The organism is Aurantibacter aestuarii, from assembly GCF_003008425.1.
Lineage (GTDB): Bacteria > Bacteroidota > Bacteroidia > Flavobacteriales > Flavobacteriaceae > Aurantibacter > Aurantibacter aestuarii.
In genome coordinates, this window is record NZ_PXOQ01000009.1 from 58,686 (window position 1) to 72,145 (window position 13,460).

Consider the following 13,460-nt stretch of genomic DNA (forward strand, 5'->3'; position numbering starts at 1 on the left):
ATTAGATTTATGATACAGGAAGCATCACTAACTGGCTTTTTTAAAATTATTTTATATATCGCTTTATTTTATTATTTATTTAAAATATTAAGCCGCATTTTCGCACCAATTTTATTAAAAACATTAATAAAAAAAGCAGAAACTAAATTTGGTCAAAACCAACAGCAGCAAACAGAGCATAAAAAAGAAGGAGAAATAACCATAGATAAAATGCCACAACAAAAATCTTCAAACAAAGACGTTGGGGAATATGTGGATTATGAAGAAATTGATTAAGCAGTTAATATAATAAAAAATAGCTGTATTTTGGAGCTTTACTACTAATACGATATGAGTCTAAATTTTAAAAAAATCTTACCACATATATTAATTGTTATAGGATTTGTTCTTGCAGCATTACTTTACTTTAGTCCTGTTTTAAAAGGTAAAGAAATTTATCAGAGTGATATTGTGCACTACATTGGTATGGCACAACAACAAAAGGAATTTAAAACATCTTCTGGTGAAGAGACATATTGGACTAATAGTGCTTTTGGAGGTATGCCTACCTATCAATTAGGCGCAAAATACCCTCACAATTATATTAAATCTTTAGACTTAACTTTACGTTTTCTTCCAAGACCTGCAGATTATTTATTCCTATATTTTATTGGTTTTTATATCTTATTACTCAGCTTAAAATTAGATTTCAAAATGGCAGCGTTAGGAGCTCTAGCGTTTGGCTTTTCTACCTATTTAATCATAATTATTGGAGTAGGTCATAATAGTAAAGCGCATGCTATAGCTTATATGCCTTTAGTTCTGGCAGGAATAATTTATACTTTTAGGCGTAAATACATTTTAGGATTTTTATTAACTACGATAGCATTGGGTTTAGAACTAGTAGCTAATCATTTCCAAATGACCTATTACTTAATGCTATTAATTTTAGTTTTAGGTATCGTCTATTTAATAGACGCCTACAAGAAAAAACTTTTACCGCATTATTTCAAATCTGTAGGAATTTTATGTGTTGCTCTTGTTTTAGCAATAGGTCTTAATGCGACTAATTTCATGGCGACTCAAGAATACGTTAAAGAAAGTACTCGTGGTAAAAGTGAGCTGACCATAAATCCAGATGGTTCTAAAAAAGAGATTACGACAGGTCTATCTAAGGAATATATTACTGAATATAGTTATGGGCTTTTAGAATCATTCAACCTCTTTATACCGAGGTTTTTAGGTGGTGGAAGTGGAGAAGATGTTGGTAAGGATTCTGAAACCTATAAATTTTATCAAACTTTAGGAGCTTCTCCAGTAGAAGCTAAAAAAGAAGTGGAGAATACCCCAACGTATTGGGGCGATCAAACTATAGTTGAAGCACCTGCTTATATTGGAGCGGTAATTTTATTTCTGTTTGTTTTAGCTTTATTTTTGGTTAAAGGAAGATTAAAGTGGTGGCTTTTGGCTGGTAGTATTCTTTCTTTATTGCTTTCTTATGGAAAAAACTTAGAGTTTCTTACAAACTTTTTTATTGACTATGTGCCATTCTATAATAAGTTTAGAGCCGTAAGTTCCATACAAGTCATTTTAGAACTATGTATTCCTGTTTTAGCTGTTTTTGGATTACATAAATTAATAACAGATTTTGGCAAACCAGAACAAAAACAAAAAGCATTAGTATATAGTTTGTCTATAACGGGTGGTTTATGTGTGTTGTTTCTAGTGTTTAGTGGTAGCTTGTTTGATTTTGTTGGAGCGAATGATGGTTATTACAGAAATGCCTATGGAGAATATGGACAGGCATTTGTAGACGCGCTAAGAGCAGACAGAAAAACATTTTTTGTTAATGATACATTTAGAACATTAATTTTAATACTTATCTCTTCTGCGGTTATTTTTGGGTTTCTTAAACAAAAAATTTCAGAAAACATTCTAATTATTGCTTTTGCTTGTTTAATTGTATTCGATTTAGTTGGTGTAGATCGACGTTATGTTAATAATGATAGTTTTGTGAGTTCTAGAGCCATGACTAAACCTTATCAGGCAAATAAAGCAGATTTGGCTATTTTAAAGGATGAAGAATCATTTCGTGTACTAGATGTAGAGTCCAGATTACCTGCTAAGTCGGCTTATTTTCACAACTCCTTAAATGGTTATCACGCCGCAAAATTAAGCAGGTTTGATGATGTTTATAGTTTTTATATTTCAAAAAACAATCCTAATATTTTAAATTTATTTAATGTAAAATATGTAATTGCTTCAGATGAAGAACAAGGTGCTTATCCTTTTGTAAATCCAGACGCCAATGGAAATGCGTGGTTTGTAAAACGTGTAAAGACTTTAGCAAATGCAAATGAAGAACTTTTAGCTTTAGAACAATTAGAATCTAAAGAACTTGCTGTAACTACAGATAAACATTTAAAATCTGAAAATTTCCTAGTAGACTCTACAGCAACCATCACTTTAAAAACAGTTCAGCCAAATAAATTAGAATATACTTCAAATAATAAAAATGAAGGTTTTGCGGTTTTTTCTGAAATGTATTATAGTAAAGGATGGAAAGCTACTATTAATGGAAAAGAGCAGCCTATTTACAGGGTAGATTACACTTTAAGAGGCTTAAAAATACCTGCAGGAAACCATACTATACTATTTACTTTTGAACCAGAAGTGGTTAAGACCGGAAGCACAATTGCTTTAATAAGTTCCATTTTGGTGGGATTATTATTAATTTTAGGCGTGTTTTTTATATACCGTAAAAAGAATGCCTAAAAAGGTTTTAATTATCACATATTACTGGCCACCTGCAGGTGGACCAGGCGTACAGCGTTGGTTAAAATTTGTAAAGTATTTACCAGAATATGATATTGAACCTATAGTATTCTGTCCGGAAAATGCTAATTATCCGTTACTGGATAAGTCTTTAGAAGAAGATGTTTCAAAAGAAACAACCATTTTAAAATTACCAATAAACGAACCTTATAAATTTGCTAAGTTATTTTCATCTAAAACGAAAACTATAAGTAAAGGCATTATTTCTTCTAAGGAAAATCAGTCGTTTATTGAAAAAATCTTGTTATTTATAAGAGGGAATTTTTTTATACCCGATGCCAGAAAAAACTGGGTAAAACCATCGGTTAATTTTCTTAAAAATTATATCAAGCAAGAACAAATTGATACTATTATCACAACTGGACCACCACATAGTTTACATTTAATTGGTTTAGAACTTGAGGAAGCACTAGCTGTAAAATGGATTGCCGATTTTAGAGATCCGTGGACTACTATAGGTTATCATAAAAAATTAAAGCTCACTAAAAAAGCTTCAAAAAAACATAAAGAACTTGAGAAAACAGTTTTAAACACTGCAGATTCTATTGTAGTCACCAGTTATAATACCAAAAGAGAATTTTCACAAATAACACAACAACCCATTAAAGTTATTACAAATGGTTATGATGTTGAGCACGTAGAGAATTCTGTATTAGATCAAAAATTTTCAATAGCGCATATTGGGTCTTTACTTTCTGAAAGAAATCCGCAAATTTTATGGCAGGTTTTAAGTGAGCTTGTTTCTGAAAATCCATCGTTTAAAACTCATTTTGAACTTAAGCTCATTGGCGCAGTAGGATCAGATATTTTAAAAGCAATTAAAGCAAATAATTTAGAAACCTATACCAACTGTTTAGGCTATGTAAGTCATAAAGAAGCTATTCTTCATCAGCAAAAATCGCAAGTATTGTTACTTATTGAAATAGATTCAGAAGATACTAAAGCCATAATTCCAGGAAAATTATTTGAATATTTTAATGCCAAACGCCCAATACTAGCTATTGGACCCGATGGAAGTGATGTAGAAGGATTAATTCATCAAACCCAAACTGGGTTTTATTATTTATACAATGAAAAAGAAGCTTTAAAGCAGCGTATTTTAAATTGTTTTGAATTATTTTTAAACGGTGAATTAAATGTTACCTCTAATGCTATTTCTGGGTTTAGCCGTAAAGCACTAACTAAAGAGTTAGCCGATATTATTTAAACATAATCTATGGGAATTGTTATTAAACAATCTATACATAATACCTTAATTACTTATTTGGGGTTTTTAGTTGGTGCAGTTAATATCTTATTTTTATATACAAATTTCTTATCCGAAACCTATTTTGGTTTGGTGTCTTATATTTTATCTACAGCCAATATTTTAATGCCTCTTATGGCATTTGGTGTTCATAATACTATAGTAAAATTTTTCACAAAGTATAAAACCAGAGTCCAGCAGCAGCGTTTTTTGGGCTTTAGTTTATTGTTGCCATTAATTGTAGTGATTCCTTTTGGATTAATTGGTCAATTGGCTTACGAAAGTATTTCGACTTGGTTATCTAAAGAAAACGCGATTATAAAAGATTATGTGTGGTTAATTTACTTAACGGCTATTGCATTTGCTTATTTTGAAATTTTTTATGCCTGGAGCAAAGTTCATTTGCACTCTGTATTTGGTAATTTTATAAAAGAAGTGTTTCATAGAGTTGCCATAATGCTCTTGCTATTTGTGCTTCACTTTAATTATATCACTATAGACCAGTTTATCTATACTACGGTCTTAATTTATTTTTTGCGTCTAATCATTATGGCGTTTTATGCGTTTAGTTTGAAAAAACCATCTTTTCAAATTAAAAGTTTGACCGATAAATTTACCATGGTGAAGTATTCAGGATTAATAATTATTGCAGGTTCTGTAGCTTTAATTATTCTTGAACTTGATAAATTCATGATTGGGCAATTAGTACCTTCATTAAGCAATGTTGCTTATTATAGCGTTGCAATTTTTATAGCTACAGTAATAGATGTGCCATTAAGGTCCATGCAGCAAATTACAAATTCCTTAACTGCTCAATACTTAAATGATAAAAACAAAAAGGAGCTGGATTTGTTATATAAAAAGTCGTCCATTACTTTATTAATTGTTAGTGGATTAATCTTTCTTTTAATATTAATAAATATAAAATCACTTTATGCAATTATGCCTAATAATTATTCTGAAGGGCTTTTTGTTGTTTTTATTATTAGTGTAGCAAAACTGTTTAATAGTGTTTTAGGAAATAATAATTCTATATTATTTTATAGTGATTATTACAGAATGGTTTTATTTTTCGGGGTTATTATTGCTATTTGTACCGTAGTCATGAATTTGGTTTTTATTCCCGCTTTTGGACTAGAAGGTGCTGCTTTAGCAAGCTGCATTACTATTTTTATTTACAATAGTATTAAATTGTGGTTTGTCTGGTTAAAATTTAAAATCTCACCGTTTACAAAACAAACAGGGCAAACTATAAGTGTTATTGTTTTACTTCTAGTCGCTTTTTATTTCTGGGATGTAATGGAATATCCATTTTTAAGTATTGTGATTAAAACGGCACTTTGTAGTTTGTTTTACGCTTATTTGGTATTTAAATTTAAACTCTCTACCGATATATATTTTATCATGAACCAATGGTTGTTAAAAATAAAAAGTCCTTTAAATAGAGGTTAAACTATTTAAAAGACTTTTTGAACTAAATTAACAAACTAAATATTATCCTTTTTTATTTCTTGATCCTGAACTTCTACTTGAAGATCTTGTATTTGTAGATCTGCTTTGTGTTCTTGTAGATCTTGATTTCACCGATGTATTTCTTGAAGGTGAACTTATAGTTTTAGAATTTCTACTTGTTCTAGATTGACTATTACTAACTCTTGGAGTACTTGTTCTCGTAGAACTTTTTCTTGGAGAAGATACTCTTGAACTTGTGTTTCCTCTTTTAATAGTAGAAGAATTTGATGTTCGTGTTCTTGAGCCTGAACGATTCCCGTTGTTAGATGTATTGTTTCCAATAGTCGATCTAGTACGTGTTCGGGTCGTTGTATTATTTGTAGAAGTTGATGCTCTTGAATTTCTCGTTGCATTCGATGTTCTAGGAGTTCTAGAAGTTGCGTTTGAACGTGTTCTGGTTGAGTTATTAGTTGCCACAGAGTTTCTTCTATAGTTAGAGTAGTCGGCTCTTTTTAAACCTCTACCATTAGTTGCTAAACTTCTGTTTCTAGAAATTGTATGTCCGCGTCTCGTTGCAACTGCAGTGGTTCTTCTGTAGTTATTAGCAAAAGGTCTATGATAAGCATATCTTACTGGAACATAGTTTACACGATAAGGTCTGTTGTAAACCACACAATAATTTCTAGGTGGAATTCTGTAATATCTATGCCAAGGTCTATGGATATAAACTCTATTATAAACATTAATAAATCCTGTACAGTGAGAGAACACATTGTAATTGTTATAATGTATATATAAACCTCCAACATTGCGAATAAAACCTCTGTTGTTATAATTAATAAAAATTGATCCAATCTGATTTACTCGACCATAATAATCATAAAAAACAGGCGTGTTTTCTATTTGAATTATAGCTCCAAATTCATCATACTGTACATATGGATTATAATCGTAACCAGAATTAAAACTAAAGCTTCCTGCATTAGTATTAACCGAAATTGAAATATTTGGATTCTGATTAGGAATTACAAAATCAAATTGTCCATCTGGAAAAACTGAAAATTCAATATTATTTTCTACAAATATGAAAGAATTTCCATAGCCTAAACCATATGATGTATTTATAGCTGAAGTTTCCGCAGGCGTTGTAGCGTTTACATTTACTAATCCAATTAGTAAACCTGTAAGTAACATGATTAATTTTTTCATAAGTGTAAAATTTAAGTTAAACTATTTATCTATTTTCAATCATCGTGCCAAAATTAAAATTTTAAGTTAACCTATTGATTATCAAAAAGTAAAAGCCCAAGTGTAATGACTTGAGCTTTTGGTTTATTTAAGATTTAAGGCGTTTAAGCTTCTTAACCTTTTTAGTTTTATTTCCTTTTTTATAATAATAGTAATCATCATTAGGATTGTTTCCATTATTGTAAGGTTGTGAAAAATGATTTACGCCACAATTAATTGTACTACAAACTCCGCAATGTCTATTATATCTGTTTACGAAACCAGAGGTATGCGAGATTTGTTGCGTATTTCTATGATAATGAATACGTAAGCCACCAATTTGAGAAACTAAACCAAATCTGTTATATCTTAAATATACAGAGCCAACTCTTTTTAATTGACCGTAATAGTTGTAATTTAAAAATACATTTCCTATTCGTCTTACTCGGCCCTCACTATCATGTGTAATAATAACACCACTAGAAAAGTTGTTTCCTTGTATATAATTTACCCTAGGTGCTCCGTAAGTTACATTAGTGTTAAACGATACTCTAGTTGCTGAGTTGCGTCTATAGTATACATCTCCAGGAGTCGTATTCAATTCGGTATTAAAATCAAAACTTCCGTCTGGAAATACTAAAAATTCTACACCACGCTCTATAAAAGAGATAGGTTGATCAAAATAAAAATTAGATCTTAAATCTTCACCTTGCGATGCAGATTTTTGTTCTGCTGCAACAGGTGCTATTCCAAATAACAAACCTGTTAATAAAAGTACTATTGTTTTCATAGTAAAGGGTTTTAGATTTTGCCTACTGTTAAGCGTTTCGGCTATCGCTATTTAATAGGTTAAATTCAATTCGCGTGCCAAAAAAAGAAAGATTCTATAATTTATAAATAAAACACCTAAATTTATAGCGGTAAAACTGCTAACAAATTATGGCTTATCATTCTTGTAAAAATTGCAATCAACCTTTTGGTACATCATACAAATTTTGTCCTAATTGTGGCCAAATACAGGAAGATACATTAACTTTAAAAGAATTATTTAATAATACCATTCAAAATTATTTAGCTTTTGATGCTCGTTTTTTTAAAAGTTTTATTCCACTTATTACAAAACCAGGTTTTTTGCCATCAGAATTTGTTAAAGGTAAACGATTAACTTATTTACATCCAGCACAATTATACTTATTTAGCACTTTATTATTTTTCTTTTTATTTTCTTTCCAAGTAAAAAAAAGTGCAGATTATTTAGACTCTAGCTTATCTGAAATATTTCAAGAAAATAAAAAAGCACAATCAATTGAGGCTATAGAAAAGCAAAGAATTGAAGATTCTTTACATAAGGTACAGGTAAAGCAAACATTAAATAATTCTAAGGCGCTTTTGGGACTTTCCGAGAAAGAAATTGATTCTATTGCTAACAAATCGGAAAAAAACAATGAAAATGTTAATCATTTAAACTTTGATGAAAAAAAAGTAGATTCTTTAATAGCTATAAATGCTGATGAATCTATAATTTTAAGAGAAATGGGGCTGAAAAAAGACGCAGGTTTTTTTGGTAAATTACTCTATAAACAAACACTTAAATTTTATAAAAATCCAAAAGCAGGCTCTATTTACAAACGGTTTATGGATAGCATTCCAATAACATTATTTTTTCTTTTACCTATTTTCGCATTATTGTTAAGACTGTTTTATTTCAAACGTAAAATTTATGCCAATCATTTGGTATTTAGCTTTTACTATTTTGCTTTTATCTTTTTCGTGTTTTCTGGAATTATGACCACAAATTACATTTATGATATTCCAGACTACTTAGATGTTTTGGCTATACTTTCTTGCTTTGTATATTTGGTTATTGCTGTGAAAAACTATTATAAAAAGCAATGGATAGGAACCTTATTAAAAACTTCTTTATTAACTCTAACTTATTTCACCTTTGTAATACCTTTTGCAACAATAATTACACTTTTAATATCTTTTTTATATTTTTAGTATCACTAAATTTATTTTTTTTAATTTAAATCTCTTAAATATTCATCAATTGATTTGTTCTTTGGGATATTTAATTTTTTCCTAATGGTAAATCTATAATTGTTAACAGATTGTATGCTTATTCCCATTTGATTTGAAATTGTTTTAGAACTCATTTTTAGTAAAGCATAAGTAGCGACCTTAATTTCTTTAGGAGTAAGGTTGGGGTATTTTTCTTTTAATTTTGAAATAAAAGACTGTTCTGTATTCTTTATATTACTGTTATATATAATTTTTTCTCTATTTATATCTAGATTTTCTTCAGCGTAGAATTGTAAATTTTGTAATTGAGATTTTACTTCAGTATTATCAGACTGAGCTTTAATTTTTTTTATTTCATTCGTAAAATACTCCAGCATTCTATTTCTTTCACTTATATGAATAGCATATTCTGTAATCTCAGTGTTTTTTACTGCCATTTCACTACTTAATTTCTCTTCTTTTAAAGTAATAACTTTTTTTTCAGCAATAAGAGCGAACTCTTTAGCTTTATTTAATTTGCGCTGTCTGTAAATAAATGTTACTAGACCGCAAGCGAGTAAAAAAAGCAAGGTGTTTCTATAATTACTTGCTTTTTTTGCTTCGTTAAGTAAATTAAGTTCTTGTTCTTTAGTTTTTAAATCTTGTTGATATTCTGATATGTCAAATTGTAATTTTAAACGTTCTATCTTCTGTTTATTTTGACTGTTCCTTATACTATCTTTAAATTGAGTATAGTTTTTATATGCCTTATAGGCATTATTAACATCTCCAATTTTATCATAAAAATTGGCTAACAGCAGTTTGTTCTTTTCTGCAATTTCTATATCATCAATATGTTTTATACTATTGGCTTGTTTTAAATAATCAATAGCTTTATAATGGTCTCCTTTAAAACCTTCAATCTTAGCCTTAATATTTAATATTGAAGGCTTAGTACTAGAATTGTTAATTTCATTAAAGAGATTTTCAGATTTAAGTATATAATCTTCAGCTCCTGAAATATTACCAAGTTCAGCAATAACTTCCGAATAATACATATATATTGAAGCCATCATATATGTGTTTGATATTTTATTGAAAATGCTTATCCCATTTTCGAAAGTAACCTTTGCTTCCCTAAAGTTTTTTAAATTTTTTTGTAAGTAGCCTATATTATGGTAGCAAACAACCTGAGCTAAATATCTATTATTTTTCTTAGTTTCGGTTAGTGCCTTTTCTAGCGACTCTAATGCTTTTTCATAATCTCCACTATTGTTGTAAACGGCAGATAAACCATTATAAATGTCAAATTTATATTCCTCAAGATTTAATGTGGTAGAAAGTTTGTAGGCTTCATTATAATAATTTAATGCGGCCTCTAAGTTGTTAATCTGTCCATGAACAGCAGCTAAGCCTAGTAGTCCAGAAATTTTATCTTTATTTTTTAAGTAGGGTAGCGCTTCTGTAAAATTTTGTAATGCACTTTTATTATTATCTTGAATTTGATATATATTACCTAGAATGAGTTGTGTATTCGCGACGTCCTCAACTAAATTATTATTTCGATAAATTTTTATTGCTTTTAAAGCAAATTTTTCTGTATTAATATAGTCTGAATTTAAATAATATGTTTTTGCTTTTAATGTATAATATTTAGCATGAACTAAACTGTCATTATTTTTATCTGCAATATATTTTAATTTTTCAGCATAAAAGAATGTGCTGTCACTTAAATTTCGATTCTGGTAATAGTTAATTATCTCTGTAATTAATTTAACTCTTTCACTAGAATTTGAAGTTTTTTTTAGCTTAAGCTTTATGTTTCTTAAATCTATTTGTCCATTAACACTCAAACAAATGATGAATATAAAGCTAAATGAAATATAATATTTTGACATAAAAATTGAATAGAAAATAATTTGCTGTTGCTAATATACACTAATATAATGTTACTATAGTAGTATTATAGTAGTATCTTAAATTGACAATTTTGACTTGTAGGATTAAGTTTGTTTCAATTAATACCATTATATTATGAAATATCTTTTTTCAAGTTTTTTAATACTACTTACAACCACATTAATTGCTCAAGTAGGTATTGGAACAGTTAATCCAAATGCAACAATAGATATCGTTGCATCTAATCAAGCAACTCCAACAAATAATGATGGTATTTTAATACCTAGAATAGATGTTTTTCCATCTACTAATCCAACACTTGCACAAGACTCCATGATTGTTTATTTAACCACAACAGATGGTACAGATGCTCCTGGGTTTTATTATTGGAATAATGCCACTACATCATGGTTACCATTTGGAGGTGCTTCAACAACAGGTTGGGATTTAACAGGTAATGCAGGTACTGTAAATGGAACTAATTTTTTAGGAACAACAGATAATCAAAATTTAGATATTAGAACAAATAATATTGTTAGAGCAAGATTTACAAGCCAAGGACAATTAGAGTTTTTGAATAATGGAAGCTCGGTTTTTATTGGTGAAGGAGCTGGTGCAGCAGACGATTTGACAACCAATAGAAATGTTTTTATTGGTTATGAAGCAGGTAATGATGTTACTTCTGGATTTAATAATATTGCTTTAGGGCTTGGATCATTTGATAGAGCTACTACTGGTAGTAGAAATATAGCAATTGGTGTAGGTTCTTTGGATGCAGATTTAGATCCTGAAAGTACTGTTGCTATAGGAAGTGGTACTTTGGGTGGTGCTAGTGGGAATGTAACAAATACTGTTGCAATTGGAGCTAGCGCGTTATCTAATTCTACAGACGCTGTAGATAATTTAGCTTTAGGTTATAGAGCAGGAGCAAATGTAGATGGACCAGATAATGTTTTTTTAGGGGCTAATGCTGATTGGTTAAATGCTAATTCTGGAGCAACACAAAATGTAATTATAGGTTCTGGAGCTGGACAAGCAGGTTCTGGTGGAGGAATTGCGTATAATGGTCGAATTTTAATAGGTTATCAAGCAGGAAGAGATAATGGAATAAATAATTCTTTATTTATTGAAAACTCTTCTAGTGTAACGCCATTATTATATGGTGAGTTTGATAATAATATTTTAAGAATTGGTGGACAATTACAAATTGGGTCTAGTGATGATACTACTGCAGGTGTAGTATACGGTTTTCCTACAGTAGATGGTACATCTGGACAGGCATTAGTAACGGATGGTTTAGGTAATGTAACTTGGCAAACTATAGCAGGTGGAGGATTAGATACACAAGATTTATCTATTAATAATGTAACAGCCGATTTATCTTTAGTTGATGGAGGAACGGTTGAAATAAAAACTATTGCAGATTCTGATGATGATACAAAAATTCAAACAGAAGAAGGAATAGACGACGACACGATACGATTTGACATTGCTGGAACGGAACATTTTACTATGTTAACAAATGGTAAATTAGAAGTTTTAAATACTGGAAACTCTATCTATATTGGAGATAATGCAGGGCAAGCAGATTTAAACACAGCAGATAAAGAAAATGTAATGATTGGGACTAATGCAGGACAAAATATAACCACAAGTGCAACTTCCGCTTTTCATGGGCGTTACAATGTTGGTATAGGATTTAATGCATTGCAAGACCAAACTAGAGGTCATAGAAATACCGCTGTAGGTCATGGAGCTGCTGAAAGTTTAACTACAGGTACTTTTAATACGGCTATTGGTCACGATGCTTTAAAAAATGCAACTTTTGTAGAATATAATACTATCATGGGAAATGATGCTGCTGAAAACATCAATGGAAATGGCAATACAGCAATAGGTTATAGAGCATTAATGGGATTTAGTGGAGGAACTGGTGCAAACAATACTGCTATGGGAGATGGCGTTGGTTCAAGAATTAGAAATGGTTCAAATAACGTTTGGATAGGTCAAGATACCGAAGAGTTTAATGAGAACGGAAATAATAACACCATTATAGGTACTGATGCAGGTGCATCTATAGGTTCTTCTAGATCTTTAAGTGGTCGTGTGTTAATTGGTTATAATGCGGGTAGAAGTACAGGTGGAGTTGATAATACATTGTATATTGAAAACTCAAATAGTACGGCTCCATTAATTGGTGGAGATTTTGCTAATGATAGACTTGCTGTAAATGTAGATATGAGTATTTTGGGGACAGGTAACTATACAAGAGCTTTAAATGTTGAAGGTTCTGTGTTTGCAAGTGGCGATTTTATTACAACAACAGCGACATATCCAGACTATGTGTTTGATAACTACTTTAATAATTTTTCATCAATTAATAAAACGTATAGTTTTACTCCTTTGGACAAAGCAATTGAGTTTGTTAAAGATAATGGGCATTTACCAAACGTAAAATCTTATGAGGAAATTAAGAGTAATAATATGAATATTGATTTAGGATCTACTTCAGTAAAAAATCTTGAAAAAATTGAAGAAAACTTTATTTATATTATGGAATTAAAAGAAGAGTTAGACGAACTTAAGAATGAAAATATACAATTAAGAGAGAAATTAGAACAACTTATAAAATATATTGAGTCAAAATAATTTCTGTATAAAAATTTAGACCATTTAAAAAATACATAGTAAATTGTCTATATTGCATATTAATTTTAGAATTTGATACCTAAAACATATATGAATTGCTAATAGGCAATTTACTATTCGAATCAATGAACTATTTGTTTTTTTTTACTGCCTTAGTTTTAATTGTTATTGT

At 29.9% G+C, this 13,460-nt stretch carries 9 protein-coding genes; 6 read left to right on the plus strand and 3 right to left on the minus strand.

Features of this window, described 5'->3' with window-relative positions:
- Positions 1 to 9: 9 nt before the first annotated feature.
- The 4 genes from C7H52_RS07040 to C7H52_RS07055 are packed head-to-tail and all read left to right on the plus strand — an operon-like array spanning position 10 to position 5,512.
- The gene (locus C7H52_RS07040) at positions 10 to 276 is read left to right on the plus strand and encodes a DUF4834 family protein (protein ID WP_106463191.1); all 267 of its coding nucleotides are present in this window, start codon (positions 10 to 12) and stop codon (positions 274 to 276) included.
- A 54-nt stretch (positions 277 to 330) separates the two neighbouring features.
- Positions 331 to 2,754, plus strand: coding sequence for a YfhO family protein (locus C7H52_RS07045; protein WP_106463192.1), 2,424 nt, complete (start codon positions 331 to 333; stop codon positions 2,752 to 2,754).
- Complete coding sequence (locus C7H52_RS07050; RefSeq protein ID WP_106463193.1) at positions 2,747 to 4,021, plus strand: glycosyltransferase; 1,275 nt, start codon at positions 2,747 to 2,749, stop codon at positions 4,019 to 4,021. Before C7H52_RS07045 ends, C7H52_RS07050 begins: the two co-directional genes overlap by 8 nt.
- A 9-nt stretch (positions 4,022 to 4,030) precedes the next feature.
- A complete protein-coding gene (locus C7H52_RS07055) occupies positions 4,031 to 5,512 on the plus strand; it encodes a lipopolysaccharide biosynthesis protein (protein WP_106463194.1) in 1,482 nt (493 codons plus the stop codon).
- Between the two features lie 42 nt (positions 5,513 to 5,554).
- On the opposite strand, the gene C7H52_RS07060 is transcribed toward C7H52_RS07055, so the two are convergent.
- Both C7H52_RS07060 and C7H52_RS07065 read right to left on the minus strand, forming a co-directional pair.
- Positions 5,555 to 6,721 carry a hypothetical protein gene (locus C7H52_RS07060; protein WP_106463195.1) on the minus strand — a complete coding sequence of 389 codons (1,167 nt, stop codon included), beginning with the start codon at positions 6,719 to 6,721 and terminating at the stop codon, positions 5,555 to 5,557.
- Between the two features lie 127 nt (positions 6,722 to 6,848).
- A complete protein-coding gene (locus tag C7H52_RS07065) occupies positions 6,849 to 7,529 on the minus strand; it encodes a hypothetical protein (protein ID WP_106463196.1) in 681 nt (226 codons plus the stop codon).
- Positions 7,530 to 7,678: 149 nt separating this feature from the next.
- On the opposite strand from C7H52_RS07065, the gene C7H52_RS07070 reads away from it, so the two are divergent.
- On the plus strand, positions 7,679 to 8,740 hold the full coding sequence (locus C7H52_RS07070) for a DUF3667 domain-containing protein (protein ID WP_106463197.1): 1,062 nt from the start codon (positions 7,679 to 7,681) through the stop codon (positions 8,738 to 8,740).
- 20 nt (positions 8,741 to 8,760) lie between these two features.
- Here the strand turns inward: C7H52_RS07070 and C7H52_RS07075 are convergent, their stop codons facing one another.
- Positions 8,761 to 10,638, minus strand: a complete 1,878-nt coding sequence (locus C7H52_RS07075; protein ID WP_106463198.1) for a tetratricopeptide repeat protein — start codon at positions 10,636 to 10,638, stop codon at positions 8,761 to 8,763.
- A 136-nt stretch (positions 10,639 to 10,774) separates the two neighbouring features.
- Between C7H52_RS07075 and C7H52_RS07080 the strand changes: the two genes are divergently transcribed.
- A complete protein-coding gene (locus C7H52_RS07080; RefSeq protein ID WP_106463199.1) occupies positions 10,775 to 13,288 on the plus strand; it encodes a bZIP transcription factor in 2,514 nt (837 codons plus the stop codon).
- Positions 13,289 to 13,460 lie beyond the last annotated feature (172 nt).